23 protein-coding genes are annotated in these 17,837 nt (G+C 32.0%); 2 read left to right on the top strand and 21 right to left on the bottom strand.

Annotation, left to right across the window (positions count from 1 at the left end):
• The first annotated feature begins 5 nt into the window (after positions 1–5).
• On the top strand, positions 6–974 hold the full coding sequence (locus ASJ80_RS13255; protein ID WP_069585255.1) for a sortase domain-containing protein: 969 nt from the start codon (positions 6–8) through the stop codon (positions 972–974).
• Positions 975–1,144: 170 nt separating this feature from the next.
• The gene (locus tag ASJ80_RS13250; protein ID WP_069583278.1) at positions 1,145–1,339 is read left to right on the top strand and encodes a hypothetical protein; all 195 of its coding nucleotides are present in this window, start codon (positions 1,145–1,147) and stop codon (positions 1,337–1,339) included.
• 53 nt (positions 1,340–1,392) lie between these two features.
• Here the strand turns inward: ASJ80_RS13250 and ASJ80_RS13245 are convergent, their stop codons facing one another.
• The 21 genes from ASJ80_RS13245 to ASJ80_RS13145 all read right to left on the bottom strand — a co-directional run bounded on the left by ASJ80_RS13245 (position 1,393) and on the right by ASJ80_RS13145 (position 17,778).
• Positions 1,393–2,298: a PfkB family carbohydrate kinase gene (locus ASJ80_RS13245; RefSeq protein ID WP_069583277.1), complete on the bottom strand. Its 906-nt coding sequence runs from the start codon at positions 2,296–2,298 to the stop codon at positions 1,393–1,395.
• A gap of 19 nt (positions 2,299–2,317) precedes the next feature.
• On the bottom strand, positions 2,318–2,995 hold the full coding sequence (locus tag ASJ80_RS13240; protein ID WP_069583276.1) for a HisA/HisF family protein: 678 nt from the start codon (positions 2,993–2,995) through the stop codon (positions 2,318–2,320).
• A gap of 783 nt (positions 2,996–3,778) precedes the next feature.
• Entirely contained in the window at positions 3,779–4,051 is a 273-nt protein-coding gene (locus tag ASJ80_RS13235) for a DUF3194 domain-containing protein (protein WP_245837587.1), read from the bottom strand.
• Positions 4,052–4,336: 285 nt separating this feature from the next.
• Positions 4,337–6,382: an Ig-like domain-containing protein gene (locus ASJ80_RS13230; protein WP_069583275.1), complete on the bottom strand. Its 2,046-nt coding sequence runs from the start codon at positions 6,380–6,382 to the stop codon at positions 4,337–4,339.
• A gap of 308 nt (positions 6,383–6,690) precedes the next feature.
• Positions 6,691–7,041: a prefoldin subunit beta gene (locus tag ASJ80_RS13225; protein ID WP_069583274.1), complete on the bottom strand. Its 351-nt coding sequence runs from the start codon at positions 7,039–7,041 to the stop codon at positions 6,691–6,693.
• A gap of 43 nt (positions 7,042–7,084) precedes the next feature.
• On the bottom strand, positions 7,085–7,336 hold the full coding sequence (locus ASJ80_RS13220) for a KEOPS complex subunit Pcc1 (RefSeq protein WP_069583273.1): 252 nt from the start codon (positions 7,334–7,336) through the stop codon (positions 7,085–7,087).
• On the bottom strand, positions 7,333–7,812 hold the full coding sequence (locus tag ASJ80_RS13215) for a Brix domain-containing protein (protein ID WP_069583272.1): 480 nt from the start codon (positions 7,810–7,812) through the stop codon (positions 7,333–7,335). Before ASJ80_RS13215 ends, ASJ80_RS13220 begins: the two co-directional genes overlap by 4 nt.
• Before the next feature lie 17 nt (positions 7,813–7,829).
• Positions 7,830–7,961, bottom strand: a complete 132-nt coding sequence (locus ASJ80_RS13210) for a DNA-directed RNA polymerase subunit P (protein ID WP_048079940.1) — start codon at positions 7,959–7,961, stop codon at positions 7,830–7,832.
• Positions 7,962–8,112: 151 nt separating this feature from the next.
• Positions 8,113–8,385, bottom strand: a complete 273-nt coding sequence (gene rpl37A, locus ASJ80_RS13205; protein WP_069583271.1) for a 50S ribosomal protein L37Ae — start codon at positions 8,383–8,385, stop codon at positions 8,113–8,115.
• Positions 8,386–8,413: 28 nt separating this feature from the next.
• A complete protein-coding gene (gene rrp42 / locus ASJ80_RS13200) occupies positions 8,414–9,205 on the bottom strand; it encodes an exosome complex protein Rrp42 (RefSeq protein WP_069583270.1) in 792 nt (263 codons plus the stop codon).
• Positions 9,198–9,917 (bottom strand): exosome complex exonuclease Rrp41, encoded by a 720-nt coding sequence (gene rrp41 / locus ASJ80_RS13195; RefSeq protein ID WP_069583269.1) that lies wholly within the window; start codon positions 9,915–9,917, stop codon positions 9,198–9,200. Before rrp41 ends, rrp42 begins: the two co-directional genes overlap by 8 nt.
• 6 nt (positions 9,918–9,923) lie before the next feature.
• Entirely contained in the window at positions 9,924–10,640 is a 717-nt protein-coding gene (gene rrp4 / locus ASJ80_RS13190) for an exosome complex RNA-binding protein Rrp4 (protein WP_069583268.1), read from the bottom strand.
• A 149-nt stretch (positions 10,641–10,789) separates the two neighbouring features.
• Positions 10,790–11,485 carry a ribosome assembly factor SBDS gene (locus ASJ80_RS13185; protein WP_069583267.1) on the bottom strand — a complete coding sequence of 232 codons (696 nt, stop codon included), beginning with the start codon at positions 11,483–11,485 and terminating at the stop codon, positions 10,790–10,792.
• Between the two features lie 2 nt (positions 11,486–11,487).
• Positions 11,488–12,258, bottom strand: a complete 771-nt coding sequence (psmA, locus tag ASJ80_RS13180) for an archaeal proteasome endopeptidase complex subunit alpha (protein ID WP_069583266.1) — start codon at positions 12,256–12,258, stop codon at positions 11,488–11,490.
• 208 nt (positions 12,259–12,466) lie between these two features.
• On the bottom strand, positions 12,467–12,838 hold the full coding sequence (locus ASJ80_RS13175) for an Rpp14/Pop5 family protein (RefSeq protein WP_069583265.1): 372 nt from the start codon (positions 12,836–12,838) through the stop codon (positions 12,467–12,469).
• Positions 12,828–13,517: a ribonuclease P protein component 3 gene (gene rnp3 / locus ASJ80_RS13170; RefSeq protein ID WP_069583264.1), complete on the bottom strand. Its 690-nt coding sequence runs from the start codon at positions 13,515–13,517 to the stop codon at positions 12,828–12,830. The genes ASJ80_RS13175 and rnp3 overlap by 11 nt, the downstream gene beginning before the upstream one ends.
• 2 nt (positions 13,518–13,519) lie before the next feature.
• Positions 13,520–13,942 (bottom strand): RNA-binding protein, encoded by a 423-nt coding sequence (locus ASJ80_RS13165; RefSeq protein WP_069583263.1) that lies wholly within the window; start codon positions 13,940–13,942, stop codon positions 13,520–13,522.
• Between the two features lie 42 nt (positions 13,943–13,984).
• Complete coding sequence (locus ASJ80_RS13160) at positions 13,985–14,530, bottom strand: 50S ribosomal protein L15e (RefSeq protein WP_069583262.1); 546 nt, start codon at positions 14,528–14,530, stop codon at positions 13,985–13,987.
• A gap of 358 nt (positions 14,531–14,888) precedes the next feature.
• A complete protein-coding gene (locus ASJ80_RS13155) occupies positions 14,889–15,122 on the bottom strand; it encodes a hypothetical protein (protein ID WP_069583261.1) in 234 nt (77 codons plus the stop codon).
• Between the two features lie 460 nt (positions 15,123–15,582).
• Positions 15,583–15,795: a hypothetical protein gene (locus ASJ80_RS13150; protein WP_069583260.1), complete on the bottom strand. Its 213-nt coding sequence runs from the start codon at positions 15,793–15,795 to the stop codon at positions 15,583–15,585.
• Between the two features lie 363 nt (positions 15,796–16,158).
• Entirely contained in the window at positions 16,159–17,778 is a 1,620-nt protein-coding gene (locus ASJ80_RS13145) for a sensor histidine kinase (protein WP_245837592.1), read from the bottom strand.
• Positions 17,779–17,837 lie beyond the last annotated feature (59 nt).

Raw genomic sequence — 17,837 nt, 5'->3', positions numbered from 1 at the left:
ATAAATTGAAACGTTTGAACACTTATTTAATAATTTTACTGGCCATTGTGGTAGTTATTATTTTTGCGGTGAATTTAGGTGACAATGGCTTGGGAACACAGGCAAAACATTTTGACAATGGGGAAATTTCTTTTGATTATCCGGGGACCCTCACTGAAATTAATGGAACTGGATCTAATATAACGTCATTTTCAGATGATTCTGGATTAAATATCACTGTTGTTAAAGAACGTGTACCTAAGGGATATAATTTGGCTAATCAGGTTCAGTCGAATGGTATTGGAACTGTTGATGAAAATTTTCAGCTTGTATCCACTAAAAATGTTACCATAAATGGAACCACTGGCTATGAAAGTGATTACAATTTACAGGACGGTAATGTATCAAAACAACGAAAAGAGGTATGGTTCCAGAAAAATAATGCACTTTATGGTATAATTTATACAAGTCTAGGTAGTGTTGATACAGATAGCTCTGCATTAGACGTTAGTGCCGCTGAAGATGAATTAAATACTATAATTAACAGTATTAAAATAAATGACAATGTAACTAATAAAAATAAAGTTATTGGATGGGCTGAACTTATAATGCCCACTATAGGTGGAGACTGGGAGCTAACATCAAACTCTGTAAACGATCCTGCAGTTTACTTTGTACCAACTAGTTATTATCCTGGAACAAATGGACAAACTGCTCTTATGGGTCATCATACAACACATTCTGCTCCATTCAGTGGAATAACTCAGTTAAAAGTTGGAGATCCTTTGATAATTAAAGATTATTTAACTCAAAAGAAGTACACCTATGAAGTCACATCTAATGGGGACGATATAAGGTGGGGAGTTAAGGGTACTTCAATTGATTACCAGTCAACAAGTACGCCTGAATTATGGTTGATAACCTGTTGGCCTACTGGATATTCTCGAGCAGCATATATCGTCCATAGTAAACTTGTTTCAGTGGAGCCTTTGTAGGCTAAGCTGAAATTTTTTATTTCAGTGGGAGCCTTTGTAGGCTAAGCTGAAATTTTTTATTTCAGTGGGTGGCTAGACTGAAAAACTTTAAGTTAGAATAATCATGTAATTAAATAAAGAGAGAAAATTAAATAACAATTTCAAATTAATTAATTTACAGGTGATCTAAAGTGACAAATGCACTTGCTAGCGCATATCTAATATTTTCGCATATACTTCCACCAATAATGGGATTTTTCGCGGTACTGCTTATCGCTTCAGGTATAATGGACAAAAAAAAGGAATATACATTTTTAGGAGTAGGCCTTTTCTTTGTTGCGGGTATCCTGCCTTTTGTAATCTTACCTTTCATTTTAGGATTTTAAAGGTCCCTATTTTTTTTATTTATTAGCATTGCTTATATTTTTAAGATGATTAATTAATGGACATTTTCAGAGTGATTTGTACATCTTTTGTGGATTAATTTTTTATTTCCGTTGAATGCCCCTTTATTTTCAAGCTTTATGACGGATGCTGCAGAAGCAAACTTCCCGCATATTCTTGGATCTTCTGTTTCAATTTTTCGTGCAGCATATGCTGCCATGTACGTATCCCCAAGACCTGTAGGATCTTCTATTTTTTGAGGGGAAAATGCAGGAATCCGGTATATTTTATCTAATTTTTTAGAATAAATCGTTGATCCACTACTTCCTTGTGTTATAATAACTTCTTCTGGTCCAAATGAAGTTAATGTTTTTGCAACATGATCCAGGGAAATTTGAGTACCTAAAATTGTTTTTGCTTCATTTTCATCTATAAATAGAATATTTACAAATTTAAGGAACTTTTGAAAGTCATTCCATGGCCTTAAAACAATTTTTTCGCCTTTTAAATGCCTTAAATATCCCTGTGCACCTAAATATATTGGAATTTTTAATTCGGATAAATATTTGAATGTCTCAAGTGGAATATCATAGGGGCATAATGGGCCTAAAAGTATGGCTTTGCTGTTTTCCAAGTCTAAAGATGCGATATCTTTAACTTTTATAGGGTTTGATGGTATGTGGGCTTTTTGTATTCTGTGATTAGGGTTATTATCGGGATAAATATTTTGAAACTTTATTGTTTCATCAGTAAATATGGGGAAAAGTTCTATGTTCTCCCGAAAAGCGTTTAGTAATTCTTCATCTTTTTTAGAGAGTGTTATTATGGCTTTTGTATTTATTTTCAGACGTTCTAAAACACTGGACTGGTAGTAGACTGCTCCGCCTATAGATTTATATGTTGAACTATCTTTTACAATGGTATCATTTGTTATAGGGCCTATCAAGGTTATAGTTGACATTTTATTTACCTGAATAATTTTAAATTTTAAGGGCTAGTTTCCCCTTATGTAATGCAGAACCAACTAAAAATTTATTTATCCCCAGTTTTTCAAGTTTATTGATATCTGTAGAAGTTATTCCTCCACCTATAATTAAAGGGAGTTTTAGAAACTTTTTTATAAGCTCTTCATTTACACCTTTTTCTGTTCCAACTTGAGAGATGTCCAGTAATATAACTTCTTGAGGGTTTAATTCTTCTATTTTTCTTATAAAATAGTTTATGTCTATATTTAAGTACTTACTGAATATTTTTCCGTCTTTTATGTCTATACTTATGATTAATCTATTTTTGTCAAATTTATCAAAAATACTGTTTAATTCATCCATATTTTCCAGGGTTTCTGTTGCAATAATCACTTTGTCAGCTACTTCAAGCGCTTTTCCAACATCAGAAACATTTTTCGCGCCGCAGTCAAGCATCACAGGAATATACTTGTTTACTTTTCGGGCAATATCGAAGTTAGATTCTCTGTTTTCTATTGAGTCTAAATCGGCTATATATATTCTAACTGCACCTGCATCCCTTAAAGATTTTGCAATTTCCTCAGGGGAAGCTGATTCATGGAACACTGTTTTAAGTGGTTTATATGTTTCTCTTTTACCTGACTTTCCAGATACTGCGATTCCATTTTTAAGATCTAAAACTGGTATTATCATATAATATTCAATCCATTAATTTTTATTTAGAATTAGGTTTACTTGTTTAATGTTAAACTAATCCTCATTTTTATATAAAGTTGTATACTCTGATTATAGGTCTAAGATTTTATTTAATCTATTATTTAGAATTAGGTTTTTTAACTGTTTAGTGTTATAAAATAAATCTATATTTCTATATAAACTCTGTATATTCTAATTGTTTAAGTCTAAGATTTTATTTAATCTATTATTTAGAATTAGGTTTACTTGTTTAGTGTTTTTAAAATAAATCTATATTTCTATATAAACTCTGTATATTCTAATTATTTAAGTAAGAATTGTTTATGTGCAGTAAACTTTATACGATCCATTAACTTTTATTTGAATTTGCTCATGCATGGAGTCATGTAAATAATTATTTGTTTATGTACTTTAGTTAATTGAAAATAGAATTAGTATTATGATGGCTACTTATTTAAATAAAGATATAATGTAAAATTAAAATTTGTTTTAAAAAATTAAGGGGGCATCTATACATTCGAGCGAAAATATTTTTTATTTAGATGCCCTATAATTTTTAACAACTCCGTTTAGGGATCTAATGGTATTTAGATCCCTAAACTTGATGGAGTTTTAAGGAGGGGCTTGGTAAACATTAAGCTAATTTATTAATTTTAATACTATTTTTACTTTTTTTATTACTATTATAAAATTAGTTTTTTTGGTATTTAATAATTTCTATGTTTTTTAAAACAAGATCTGGACATTTAATTTGAAAAACTAAAAGAATAGAAAATTAAATTATATTTTATCTAAAAACTTTTCAATCTCTAAAAGAGCATGATCGGCTGCTTCATCTGCAACTTTTGTATCTGCAGCAGAAAGTTCATCAAATAAAAGGTTAACGGTAATATTTATATCCAGTACGTCTTCATAGTTAATCTCTACATCGATATCGATATCATTAATCTCTTTTTTAGAGACTTTAGATAGAACAAAATCTTGTGCTGATGATACAGCAATTTCTGAGATTTTATCGAGGTCTTCATCAGTTAATTTTTTCAATTTACCCATTTTAATCTACACTTTTTATTGTTTTTACACTCAAAAATCGAAGATTTTGAATTCACAAACGCCATTTTTTTTAAATTTTTGCAGGGTTTAATTTAACAGTAAGTTTTGCTATTTTGATATATATTCAAATGTGTTAAACAAAGTATAAATATGCTTTTGCACATTTATTCGAAATTAAAATATTAAAATAAGTTTAAAAATCAATTTTTATTTTAATTTACTTAATACGGTGGTTTCTATTTTAAAATTTATTATCAAAGAATTAAAAAAGAAAGGAAAAATTTTTTAGTATTTTCCAGTTTTAAACTTAAATATATAGCCTGCAGCTAAATTATTACCTGCACTGTCTTTTACTGCTTTAGCTGGAATGTAAACCTGATACCATTTAGAAGGGTATCTTTTATAGGTCATTTTAATAGAAAGTTTGTTACCGCTTATTGATTTACTGATAAAAACTATTTGCCCTGTATTCATGTTTTTAATGTATATTTTTGACCAGTTAAGGCTTGATTTGATGTTTTCACTGAATTTGATAGTGATGGTAGCTGTCCTTGAAACACCTGTAGCACCGTTTTTAGGAGTGGTTAAAGTCACTTTAGGTGCTGTTTTATCAATAGTGTACTTTTCAGTATAAACTGGAGATTTATTTCCAGCTTTATCAACGGCCATAAACTTCAAAGTGGTTGTAGATTTTATTATAAGCGGTGCTGTATAGATTTTGCTTGTAGTAGTTGGTGTAGTTCCATTTGTAGTGTAATAAATAGTTCCTGATTCGTTCATATTTAAAGTAATTGTCTTAGTAACGTTGTATGACCCAGTTTTAATGCTAGCATTGGCTTTAGGTGCCATTGTATCCAGATTAAAAGTTGAAGTAAAAACAGATGCTAAACTATTACCTGCTAAATCTTTTAATGCATTTATTGGAATATTTATGCTATAATTTCCGTCAATACAGCTTGAATCTAAAGTTAAGGTTAAAGTACTTCCAATGATATTTTTAGTTATTGGAAAAGTTCCTGATGGGCCTGTAACTGATATGCCATCATAAGCACTGCCTGCCTGTATTGGTTCACTGAAAGTAACAGTAATTACTTGGGGAGTAATGTTTGTTTTGGTGTTATTTGAAGGATCAATAATTGTTACAGTTGGTGAGGTTGCATCTACATTAACTAATGTATAAGATGTTTGACTATCTGCTGCAGCTGAAACAGTGGCAACACCACTTGTTGATCCAGCTTTTAAAGTTGATTGTGCAGTTCCATTAACTAGGGATACTGGATTGTCTATAGTTCCTAAAGTTGTGCCAAATACTATATTTATTCCATCTGGAATATGGCCGCTTGCAGGATCCTGGTAAATACCTGTATTATCATGTAATAAGTCTGCAATTATATTTGACACTTCATTACCTTTAATAAGGGTTGAAATTGAATTTACAGTTAAAACTAACCATTTTGAAACTTTAGCCCCAATAACTTTTACAGATGGGTCATCGTTAGAACCCCACCAGTTATACTCTGCATTTAATTTACTGCCGCTACCACAGTAAATATCGTTACCATAATCTGCAGTGTTCCCGACAATATGGTTAAAATGTAAGGTGCATGAACCCTCAGTATTGTAGATAGCACCACCATAAGTTGCAGTATTGTTGTTAAATGTACTGGAAGTTATATTAGTACTGCTTCTGTAGCTGTAGATAGCACCCGCAGCATCAGCTGTGTTGCCTGTTAAAATACAGCTACTCAAAGTACTACTGCCCTGATCATTGTATACAGCACTGCCCTCATATGCAGCATTACCTGTGAAAATACAATCATTTAAATTGATAGTGCCTCTATTGTATATAGCACCGCCGTAATTAACAGCATTATTACTGTCGAAGGTACAATTTTCTGCATTTAAAGTACCCTGGTTGTCAATTGCACCACCGTTGTAAGATGTCCCATTGATTATTGTCAAATTTTGGATAGTAAAATTAACATCATTGCTAACATTAAATATCCAGTTAGTGCCTGTTCCATTTATGATAGTTTTATCCTGACTTTGACCAGTAATAGTCATGTTTTTACTGATTGTAAGATTTGTATTCCCGTCACCACTGTAAATTCCGTCTGCAATTTGCACTGTTCCATTTTCATCAACGCTGCTTATCCCTTTATCTATTGTAAGATAGGGTAAATCACTTGTACCTGGATTAAAGTCAGATCCTACGGTTGCATTAACATAAACAGTTGAATCTGCACTAACGTTGGATATAGTAACTAAAATAGCAAAAAGATTAATTAATAAAAGAATTAATGGTATTTTATTTCGATTTAATATTGTCATAACCTCCTTTTATACTTAATTTTATTTTTTAATAAGTAATAGAATACTTAAATAATAGTTAATAATTAATTATTATATATAAAAGTTATTAAAACTTAATAAAAAAAAGCAAGGATAATTTAATAAATAAATGAAAAAAGCCTCATTAAAATGTATAACATAAGAAATTATATTGTAATAATTTAAAATAAAAAAAAGAAAAATGATGCATAAACGTGCTTTTGGATATATGCACGAGATAAATTAGTAAAATTATAAATAAGCCAAAAATTAGTATTTAGGTCGTTAATTTTAATTAACTGACCTTTTTATTGTATTCCGCTTCCTTTCATAGCTTCTTGAATAGAAGACTGCATTTCCTGGAGCCTTTTCATGATTCTTTCTTCCTGTCTCTGGACAGTTTTTTCACGAAGCTCTAAGGTTTCTATTTTATCTTCAAGTTCTTTAGTCATATCTTCTTTTTTAACTTTGATAAGTAGGGTTCCGGCGGTTTTGTAAACATCAGCATTTTCTTCTACTTTGTTCAATTCTTCGACAGCTTTTTTAGTTTCTTTTAACTGTAAATCGACACTTTGTTTTTGCATTGAAATTGCCTGAGCTTGCTGCTGTACCTGCTGGAATTGGGCTAATTGGTGTTGTACATTTTGAGGAAGTTCCATTCAAATCACCTCTATTTTTATTATAGTTACTATCTATTCTGTATTATAACGAATTAATTTCATGAGATAGTGTTATCCATCTAAAATATGAATTAACAGATGCTCGAAGAGATGGAGTATCTTCAGCATCAATTATTAATTTTAAAGTTTTTCCATCTAAACTTATTTCAACTGAAGTCCTTTCAGATGGTGCAGTTTGAATTTCGGGTTCAATTGATTTTAAAACCAACTTTGCTTCATCTAAACTATTAAATTTAATTTTAAATTCGGCTTTAACGTGTTCTGGAATATTCATTTAAATCTCCAGTTTTTAACGTAAATTCGAGGGTCTCTAACTGAACCTTCTTTATCATAAAATTCTATTATAGCTTTATTTTCCCCTTCTCCTTTTTTGACCCAGATTAAATTCTTGTTTGAATTTCCATAGGGAATCTTCAGGATATCGCTGATGGGATTTTTAAGCTCTTCTATTTCACATCTAATGCTTAGGGCATCCGAGTTTATTTTACCTTTTAAATTTAAAAGGGATACTGTTATCTTTAAAAATAACAGCAATTCACTGTTTTCATTATATATTTCAATTTTACTGGGATTTCCTTTTATTTGAGAAACTACTGCTGTTTCATGAAATCCGAGCGCCGCTGATTTAAGTAAGACATCTCGGAAGCTCATTTTGCCCCTATTTACATATTTCGCGTTTAGAACATGACTCAGGTCCTGACAAAATGACCTGGTCCTACTTGATGGTTTCCGTGATGTTGTTATCAGCATTTAATACCTTTATAAATTTATCTTGCAGTTACATCTTTTTTAACTGGTGGAATTTCCTTAAAAAGAATTCTGTACCTGCATTTTGGACATTTTGCTTCAGTATACCCTTTAAGATCAACTAAAGTTCCGCATTTTGCACATTTGTACAAAGTATAAACCTCCAAAAATTTCTTTCAGAAATTTTTGTCGTATCAAAATCTTAGATTTTGATAACTCCAAATATTTCTAATATTTAGTGTGTAAAAAAATGAATTTTTTACTAACTCCAAAAAATTTCAATAATTTGGGTTCAGGAAGAGATTAACTTCCTTCTCCAACTATCCTTTTGATGTTTCTTGTAGCTGTTTTAGCCATTGGAGTTTGTGGAATGTATGCTCCTCCTGTAAATACAGTTCCGCATTTTTTACATTTCCATATGCCTGTGCTCACTCTTTTAACACCAATTCTATCACATTTAGGACATGTATGGTCCTTTTTCATTTTTTCTTCTATACTTTTAACTGTCCTTTTGGCTTTTCTTCCGTATCTTGCGCCAAACCTTCCAGTTACTCCTACTTTTTTTGTTCTTGTCATATTAATCACCTTGTAAATTTTTAGTAATTTATGGTAAATATTCTCTAAGTTCTTTTGTTTTTTCAATAGTTCTGTTAACGGCACTGATTATTTCTTCTTTTGTTAGAGGCATTTCCCCACCTTTTTGCATTGCGCAAATACTGCCATCTTCCCTTACTCCAATGGATATTCTGGCATCCATGACATTTTCTTCCTCAAGTGAGGGATCATTAATCAGTTCACCATTTATCTTTGCAAATGTACACATTAAAGGTTTTTCTTTTATAGGTAATGCAACAGGATTTTCTTCATCTAAGACAATTTTATCATCTTCAACGGTTGCATTTGGTATCTTTGCACTTGTACGTGCAGCAACACTTCCTAAAACTGCAGCGTCCATTAAATTACCATCATAATCTAAAACATGGATATCTACAAATATCATCCATACTTTTTCACCTTCGATTATGCACAATTTTTCAAGGTCTAAAATTTTACCTTCTCTTAAACAGCGGTCTGTAACCCTTGCAAGTTCTACAGATCTTTCATCAGGTGGGCCTGGTTCAAAGGATGGTGATGCCATTGGTAACAGTTCAGAATTGGTCATGAGTACTCCTACATTTGGTGTATCAGAAAAAGGATCACCAAGTTGAGGTTTTATCCCTACTACTAATTGAGTGTTACCTATTTTGACCCTTGCAGATCCTTCAGCTTTTTCAATTACTCCAACTTCAACAGATATGTCCCTGTATTCATCTATTGATCTGCCGTCTGCACGTTCCTTATTTTCGATAAGTTCTACTATACTTTTTCTTGTAATTTCAGGAACTATATTAACCATTTTCTTCACCATACCTATCTTTAATGGCATTCTTCTGTGCTTCACTGATTTGTTTGCATCCTTCAATTGCAAGATCTACTGCTTTATCAAATTCATCTGGTGTCATATGCCCATCCATCTGGAGAAGGCTTATCTCACCAGATCTTGGCATAATAGCAATAGGTAAATCAGCTTCACCTTCTTTATCCTCATCTTCGGAGAGATCCAGTATTACATTACCATTAGCCTTTCCAGCTGCACAGGAAGCAACTAAATCTTTCATTGGTATTCCTGCATCTGCTAGAGCTACTGAAGCAGCAGTTATTCCTGCACATCTTGTACCACCTTCAGCTTCGAGGATTTCTATAAATACATCAATTGTTGATCTTGGGAATTTTTCTAAAAATATAGCAGGTCTTAAAGCGTCTGCAGTTATTTTAGATATCTCAACAGATCTCCTGTCTGGTCCTGGCCTCTTTCTTTCTCCCACCGAAAATGGTGCCATATTGTACCTACACCTTATGACTGCCATGTCCGGCCTCATTATACGTCTTACATGTAATTCCCTTGGACCATAAACAGCAGCAAGAATTTTATTGCCTCCTATCTCAAGATATGCAGATCCATCTGCTTTTTCTAAAACACCTGCTTCTATTTTTAATGGCCTTAATTCATTGAATACTCTTCCATCTGCCCTTAAATTGTCATTATTGTTTGTTAAGATAATAATCACCCCTGTTTATTCATTTACATCTGGCTCAGGGACTTCTTCAACTTCTTCTATTTCTTTACCAAGAAGTTCAGAAAGCATGTTTCTTACTCTATCTGTAAGTCCAGAGGTGTGGGCCTGATCTTCTATCATATTTATAACTTTTTCTGCAACCCTTTCCATCTGCGGTTCGCCTTTAACCCATACCACACCATTTTGACCTACGATGATGTCACATTTTGTTTCATCTTTTATCATGTTGATCATAGATCCTTTCTTACCAATGAGCCGTGGTACTTTTGTTGGGGTTATGTAGATTAAAATTCCACCTCTAAATTTGCCAAGTCCTCTACCTTTTAAACCCAGTTTTACCTTTTTAACTTCATCAACATCAACAACTCTTAAAAATAAAACATCGCCGACATTAAATGCCTTGTTTAAATCTCTTTTCTCTTTTCCAAAAACGTCTGAAGCAGGTAAAAATCCTGAATATGGGGAGTTTATGTCTAAATTCCACATTGAAAATCTTATATCGGTAACTTCACCAATTACAACGTCGCCTCTTTTTGGAATATATTTGCTCTGTAGGGGAATAACACTTACCTTTTTATCCCTTATAGCAACTAAACCAACAAGAGATGAACATATATTGTTACCTTCTTTAAACGTTCCTCTTCCTGTATGATATTCTTCATCTGCAAGAACATCACCTGGAACCACTAAAGCTTTATCTTCTACAAATATCACGTTCTGCCTCCTTTAAAGTGGAAAGCCATAAAATTATAGTGAAGTATCGTGTTTAAACTCTATCCCATGGCATTATGAAACAGATTGAAGATAAAATTATATTCAATTATAAGTTTAAATAAATTAAGCTCTTCACTACAACGAAGTTATTATTTTACTATTTTGGTTTCCACCTGTCCGCCTGTAAGTTCGCTTAACTTCCTGTCAAAGCTCTCCTGTAGGCCACCAGGTACTTCAACCACAGCGATCCATGATCCGTCTTTTTGCCATTCCTCTTTTTTTGTTTTTCCAAAATCTGAAATTATGGAATATACTTTTCCTGCGTAATCTCCAGGAATTCTAATTGCTACATTTACATGTTCAAATCTTATTGGTATTTTAACACGAATGGCTTTAAGAACAATATTCACCTGTTCATCAACACTTTTAAATGGATCAATGTGAACTTTAGCCTCTTCCATGGCTTTTTCAATTCTTCTTGCAGGATGAGGAAGTTTTGTCTGTGGATTTATGGCTTCTCTTGTTATTTTTGCAATAATTTTCTTTCTTTTCTCTTCTAACATTTCTTTTCGCTGCTGGGCAGTTAACTGTACCTGGCCTTTTTTAAGTATTAAGGCTGCAGCTTCTAGAGGATCTGTACTATTAAAAGCTTTATTCATAGCTTCTTCAGATGCTTTATCTCCCTTCTTAACATCTTTAAATATTTCTTCAACAGCGAGTATTTCCTCTAGTGGTATGTCTTTGCCTCTTTTAAACTCGGAAGCAAGATCTGGATCTACTAAGATTTCAAAACGTTCTCCGTAGTATTCCAGACGGGCTATAACTGAATCTTCAAGAGTGACCATTTTTACTCCTCTTCTTCTTCTTCTCCTTCTTCCTCTTCCTCCTTAGGCTTTCTTAAGAGAAGTTCTTCAACATATTCTTCTATTTCTTCTTCTGATAATTTTCTGAACCGTTTAGTTTCGAAATCTATAACTGCAATTTCTACACTTTCAGCGCTTGTTTTACCTTCAGTGGCTTCATAAACAGCATCTAATGCTAGATCAATAGCTTCATTTAATTTCATGCCTTCTTTGTATTTCTTCTCGAATTCATCCATTGCTATTTGTCTTCCAGCACCTATTGCAGTTGCTTTGTATTCAATTAGTGCACCACTAGGGTCAGTTTCGAATAATCTGCATTCAGTTTCGGTTACTCCTCCAATTATCAAAGCTGAACCAAAAGGCCTTACTCCCCCGTGCTGGGTATACATCTGTTTCATATCGCATATTTTTTTAGCTAAACTATCTACTCTAATTGGTTCATTATAGGTTATTTTGTTAACCTGAGATTCTATTCTTGCTCTCTCAATTAAGGCCCTTGCATCAGCTACAAGTCCGGAGGTCGCTGCACCAATATGTTCATCAATCTGGAATATCTTTTCAATTGATTTTGGTTCAACGAGTTTGCTGGTAGGTCTTTTATCAACAACCAGTACGATACCTTCACCTGATTTAACACCTAATGAAGTTGTACCTCTTTTAACAGCTTCTCTTGCATATTCAACCTGAAAAAGTCTTCCATCTGGGCTAAATACGGTTATAGCCCTATCATATCCTGCTCCTGGCATCGGTTGCATATATATACCTCTCTATTATTTTTCGATCTACTAAATGAATTTAATTTCTAAATATAATTTATATTAGATTTAATACTTTACGTATATGTATTTATTTATTAAATTAATTAAAACTACTCATTTAAACTCAGTTTTAGATATAACTCAAAAGGGCAATAATAGCGAATTTAAACGAATTCAGATTTAAATTAAAAACTATTTATTTATGTTATTTTTCTAGTTTAATAAACTTTTTTATTCCGGCTTTGATTGTTCCGGAAATACCGATGGTATGAAAGACCACTCGTTTGCCTTTAAATTTATTTACAAGCAAGATCGCTGCTCTTACTGAACTTACTTCTTCTCTATTACACTGGAGGATCCCCTTAATTATATTTTTATCATCAGATGATTTGAGGGGCCAGATCCTCATAACCCACAGATCAAATTTACTTGTCTTACATTCGCCGTGGAAATTCAATGAAGATTCCCATACCAGTGAGATAACATCTTCTTTATCCAAAGGTACTTCTGATACAGCTTCAAATGAGATGTATCTTTTATCATTCCTGAGTGTAGGGGGCAGTATTTTAAGCTTCATCTAAATCATCCTGTTCTATAGTTCTAGCCCCTTGTACTATAACATTTTTCCTTATCCTGCTTCGTTCTATTATATCTGCAGGATTTTTAGATAATGAACTTATAATTTCGTCATGGGTCATTTCCAGGCAGCCTGCAAAGGCAGTTATATCTTCAGGAGTCCTAAGATCATATATGGAATAAGCATTACTTGTAATTATTAGTGGAAATTTAAATTTTCGCTGGAGCTTTAAAATTTGCCTGAATTGACTTAGAATTTTTGCTCGTAGTGATAAGCGTGTTTTAATCACCTGATTAATGTTGAGTTCAATTGCAACATTGTTTTCTGAGGCTTTCTTTGCAAGTACGTGGTTTATTCCACTGTCTCTCCTATTTTTGTAGGGATGTGCCAGTATATCGACCCGTGGATCTTCACATGCAGCCCTATTTATCTTTATATCTCCGCCGTTTACTATTAAAACTTCGTTGTGTTCTCTAAATTTTTGAACTTTCTTTCTTAAATCTTCTGGATTTTTTGCATATACTTCAACACCACTGAAGACGTTAAAATCATCTTGCGGGTTGATATTGGCGGTTTTATTATAATTTTTGGAAGATTGTACAAGTGCAATTCCGCTGTATCCCAGCCGTTTGGCTTCGCGAGCTAAATGGGTATTGTGAACATGAAAATCAAAAAACATAATTATACACCAAAAATATCCCTTGCAACTTCCATTGCTTTTTCTTTTTTTGCAGGATAGGCAGCTATATTTATTTTAACGTGTATTGCATCTCCATGTTTTATTATCTTTAAATCTCCCAGATATGCTCTCTGTTTATCAAATCTTAAGAACAAATTTCCTCGCTCATCCATTTTATTTTCCAGTTCACTGCGAAGTTGTTTTTTACTGGATTCGTCAATTTCTTCTAATATATGGATAAAATTTTTAATTTCACGGTTTTTGGAGATTTTATCATGTAATATTAAAACAGGATTCTTAAAATAGCCTTCTATAGTATCAGTTTGAGGATGAGAATTGGGAAAGAGAGTTTGAACTGCTTCTTTCACCTTTTCCTCATTTTCTGTTCCATAAACAAATACACGATATGAAATGTTATGGATCATGGATATTTTTCCTTTATTTTGCTAAAAAAAATAATTTAAGGCTTATCTTGCCTTTTCAGCGCCTTTACCTTTTCCTCGAAGTCCACGGTTTTTTTTACCTTCACTTGTGAGTCCACGAAGCACACGGCTTGTGTGCGGGTTTTCACAGATCCAGTTTATGTTTTTATCCGCTTTAATTGATGGGCTGTTTGGATCAACTAGTATTACTTCAAAAAATTTGAATTTCCCGTCTTCCCATACCCAGTATGAGTTTAAAACTTCTAAGTTAGGGTATTTTTTGGCTACTCTTTCTTCTGCTATTCTTTTAATGGATTTTGCAGGGGTTATTTTGTTGACACCTTGTCTTTTAGGTTTTCTACCGGCGGTGAATCTTGTTTTTCTGCTCCCACCTCTCCTAACTCGGGTCCTTACAACAACATATCCTTTTTTAGCTTTATATCCTAAAGACCTTGCTCTGTCGAGCCTTGTAGGTCTGTCTATTCTTTGAATTACGCTTTCCCTTCTCCACTGTGGAGCTCTCTGTTGCATAAGCTCCTTGACGAAGGAATCGCTTGGATTTTTCCATGCGTCTCTTATATATTTATACATTAAAACACCTCTTTTGTTCAGCTTGCGCCACATCCATGGGATTATTTCCCAAAAAAAGTTGTTTTCACCATTGGTGATGATCAATTATTAGAATAAGTTAGTATAAAAAGGTTGTGCTTTAAATGAAAATTAAAAGTGATCATATAGCTGATTTTATTTATTTTCAGGATATAAATTTATTGTTAAAAAAGTAGAAAAATTAACTATTAAGTTGTTATTTCAAATTAATGATGATCATTATGTTGTATAAAAAGATTGTGCTTGATAAATTAGATTCAAAATGATTATACTGTCTATTTATTTAATTTTGTAATTGGTGAGTTCTTTTTTAGAAATAAAATGAAAAAGGAATTATTTGCTATACTGCAGATGCATGTGTATCTGATCTGGCGCCCTTATATGCGTCATAAGCAGCATATATGGCAAACAGGAATGATATGATAACTATGGATGGGCTTACTGTGAGAAATAGTACGTATAATATAATTTCTATGGCTAAAAATATTATTCCTTTTTTAACTTCGCCAGATACTATCTGGCCTGTTCCGGGGATTATTAAAGACATTAATGCAGCAATTATTGCATTTACCATTTGATTACCTCCCTACTATATTATTTATTTTGTATAATGTATTATTTAAAATTTTCTAAAAATTACTAAAATTAGGCTTATTTTAATATATAATATCAAGCAAATGCTATATTAACGGGTAATATTACATATTAATCTATAAATAACTAAATAAAGGTTTATCATAGTTATTGTGCACTTTTTAGTAATTTGAATAAATTTAGTTTATAATATTGCATTTACTAGCTATGGGAAGAACAATAATTCTATAATTTTTTTCCAAAATTTGCTTTAATAGTAATTTTGCAGTATTTAACTGATTTTATATTCAATTAGTTTAAAACAACATCTAAATAATGGAATTAATTTTTAATATGTTAAGATCCCCTATTTAATATATGAAGATATAGAAATCGTTAAAAAAAATAAAATAAATATATTGTATTATTAAAAATATCGTTGCTTAAAATATAATTAATGTTTAAGCTTTTGCAATCTGGTATGCATCGTAAGCTGCGTATATTGCAAATAAGAAAGATATAATACCAATAAATGAGCTTATCATGCTGAATAATAAACCAAGTATAACTGCAATTACAAAGAATATTATTCCTTTTTTAACTTCGCCAGCTGCAATCTGACCTAATCCGGGGATTATTAAAGACAGTATGGCAGCAAGTATTGCATTTACCATTTTTTTTACCTCCTTTTGTTGTTGTTAATACTATAACTAATTTATATTTAAAATTTTCTAAAAATTTGTTGAATTAACCACTATTTTGGTATAAAAAGTCATTATAATTATTAATTAATAATTAAGCATATTAGTTAGTCTACGATCAAAGCTATTTTCTTTTAAATTTATTTTTAAGATTAATAGTTTATTAAAGCTGATTACTTATCTCATTTAGACTTTATTAATTAATTTTCTAATTTTTAACCTGTAATAACATGCTTTTAGCTTTAATAATATAATTGATCAAAAATATTCATTTTAAAAGTGAAAATATCAATTTTAAGAGGTAATTAGGGTCTACTTTAAAAAGTAGGAATAAACTTAATTTTCTAAATCAAATGTAATTTCAAATTTAGTTCCATTTGTTGTATTTAGTTTAACATCTGCTCCTATTTGATCAGATAAACTGTATATTAATTTTAAACCTAAAGAATCTGAATTTTCGTAGTCTAAATCTTCTGGAAGCCCTATTCCATTATCACTTACTATTAAACTGTATTTACTGCCTTTTAAATAAGATTTAACTGTTAATATGCCATTTCTACCTTTAGGGAATGCATATTTTAAGCTGTTAGAAATCAGCTCATTTAGAATTAGTCCAAGGGGAATGGCTGTATCTATGTCTAATGTGACATCTTCCGTATCTATATCTAATGTTATTTGATCTGGATTGCTTACATAACTTTTGAAAATATCCGAAGCTAAAGTTTCAGGATAATCTCCAAAATTAATCTTTTTAAGGTTCTGCTGGTACAAACGCTGATGGACAAATGCCATTGATTTAATCCGATTTTGGCTCTCTTTAAAAATCTCTAAAACATCTTCATTGTCTATATGCCGTGATTGTAATTGAAGGAGGCTCTGTATAATCATAAAGTTGTTCTTGACTCTGTGATGAATTTCCTTCATCATCAGATCTTTTTCTTCCAGTGATTTTTTTAATTCATCTTCAAGTTTTTTGCGTTTATTTATGTCCTGAATTATTAGCAAATGTCCCTGAAATATATCTTCATCATCATAGATGGGGGTAATCTGAGCTTGAATCCATTGATTTAACGGTTCTCCTAAAAATACCTCTGATTCGGACTTACGTGCCATGTAAACTGATTTAAGTTCTTCAAATTTGCCGAAAACTTCATCTGCATTTCTGTTAATATCTTCAGGGCTTATGCCTATTAGACTGGCAGCAGAATTTACTTCCATTAACTTTTCATTATCATCAAAAACCAGAACACCGTTGACCATATTTTTAAATAGTATTTTATGGGCTACTGGAAGAATATCCAGGAAATGGAACCTGAAAATACTTAAAGCAAGCAGCATTCCAGCTATAACCAGTGCAAATGGAGAAAAGTCCAGCCCTACAATAGGGAGAACGTGGAATGCATAAAGGCTGCTGAAAATTAAAGGTATTAAGCCAACCAGTATTAAAATAGAAATCTGCTGACGATACTTTCTTGAGGAAGTTATTAGTCTTTTAGTTAAAATAATTAGCCCAATTACAGCCAGGGAGAAGCTGTAGATCATGTTAATGAAGAAAACAGGGCCGTGCTCGTAAATTAAAATAGCTCCTGGTTGATTAGATATTGGAATTATATTTGGCCACAGCAATCCATGCCATTCATTTGTAAATGCCATAATTATAACAATAACTGGTATTAAGAAAAGAAGCCTGATGTAGGTAGGCTTTAAATATTTCTCATAATTAGCGTAGTTTAATACGAATATAAACCAGAGAGGGGCAACTGTAGCTACTCCAAAGTAAGTAACTTTAATCCAGAATACTTTTGCCCATATTGCAATGCTGAAAAATTCCATTCCTGCCCCCAGGCACCATAAAAATATGGATATCATGAAAAAAATGAAGTAAGTATGTAATGTAGATGAACGTTTTTTATAGCTGTAAATACCTAAAGATAAAATTATGAATGCGCTTGCCATTAGTATGATGCCATAGGGGGAATACTGAAAGTTCATGATTTTTCTTTAGTACTTTCTAA

Origin of the sequence: Methanobacterium bryantii, from assembly GCF_002287175.1 — an archaeon.
Taxonomy (GTDB): domain Archaea; phylum Methanobacteriota; class Methanobacteria; order Methanobacteriales; family Methanobacteriaceae; genus Methanobacterium_D; species Methanobacterium_D bryantii.
The sequence above is the reverse complement of the archived record's forward strand: the minus strand, read 5'-3'. Positions and strand labels throughout refer to the sequence as shown.

Bases quoted from the DNA above. Each gene is read 5' to 3' on its own strand.
- ASJ80_RS13225 (WP_069583274.1), bottom strand. From the start codon at position 7,041: ATGGAACTTCCTCAAAATGTACAACACCAATTAGCCCAATTCCAGCAG.
- psmA (WP_069583266.1), bottom strand. From the start codon at position 12,258: ATGCAACCGATGCCAGGAGCAGGATATGATAGGGCTATAACCGTATTT.
- ASJ80_RS13165 (WP_069583263.1), bottom strand. From the start codon at position 13,942: ATGATCCATAACATTTCATATCGTGTATTTGTTTATGGAACAGAAAAT.
- rnp3 (WP_069583264.1), bottom strand. From the start codon at position 13,517: ATGTTTTTTGATTTTCATGTTCACAATACCCATTTAGCTCGCGAAGCC.
- ASJ80_RS13240 (WP_069583276.1), bottom strand. From the start codon at position 2,995: ATGATAATACCAGTTTTAGATCTTAAAAATGGAATCGCAGTATCTGGA.
- ASJ80_RS13215 (WP_069583272.1), bottom strand. From the start codon at position 7,812: ATGCTGATAACAACATCACGGAAACCATCAAGTAGGACCAGGTCATTT.
- ASJ80_RS13220 (WP_069583273.1), bottom strand. From the start codon at position 7,336: ATGAATATTCCAGAACACGTTAAAGCCGAATTTAAAATTAAATTTAAT.
- rrp42 (WP_069583270.1), bottom strand. From the start codon at position 9,205: ATGGTTAATATAGTTCCTGAAATTACAAGAAAAAGTATAGTAGAACTT.
- ASJ80_RS13150 (WP_069583260.1), bottom strand. From the start codon at position 15,795: ATGGTAAATGCAATACTTGCTGCCATACTGTCTTTAATAATCCCCGGA.
- ASJ80_RS13160 (WP_069583262.1), bottom strand. From the start codon at position 14,530: ATGTATAAATATATAAGAGACGCATGGAAAAATCCAAGCGATTCCTTC.
- ASJ80_RS13185 (WP_069583267.1), bottom strand. From the start codon at position 11,485: ATGGTCACTCTTGAAGATTCAGTTATAGCCCGTCTGGAATACTACGGA.
- ASJ80_RS13175 (WP_069583265.1), bottom strand. From the start codon at position 12,838: ATGAAGCTTAAAATACTGCCCCCTACACTCAGGAATGATAAAAGATAC.
- ASJ80_RS13155 (WP_069583261.1), bottom strand. From the start codon at position 15,122: ATGGTAAATGCAATAATTGCTGCATTAATGTCTTTAATAATCCCCGGA.
- ASJ80_RS13235 (WP_245837587.1), bottom strand. From the start codon at position 4,051: ATGGGTAAATTGAAAAAATTAACTGATGAAGACCTCGATAAAATCTCA.
- ASJ80_RS13145 (WP_245837592.1), bottom strand. From the start codon at position 17,778: ATGGCAAGCGCATTCATAATTTTATCTTTAGGTATTTACAGCTATAAA.
- ASJ80_RS13230 (WP_069583275.1), bottom strand. From the start codon at position 6,382: ATGACAATATTAAATCGAAATAAAATACCATTAATTCTTTTATTAATT.
- ASJ80_RS13245 (WP_069583277.1), bottom strand. From the start codon at position 2,298: ATGTCAACTATAACCTTGATAGGCCCTATAACAAATGATACCATTGTA.
- rpl37A (WP_069583271.1), bottom strand. From the start codon at position 8,385: ATGACAAGAACAAAAAAAGTAGGAGTAACTGGAAGGTTTGGCGCAAGA.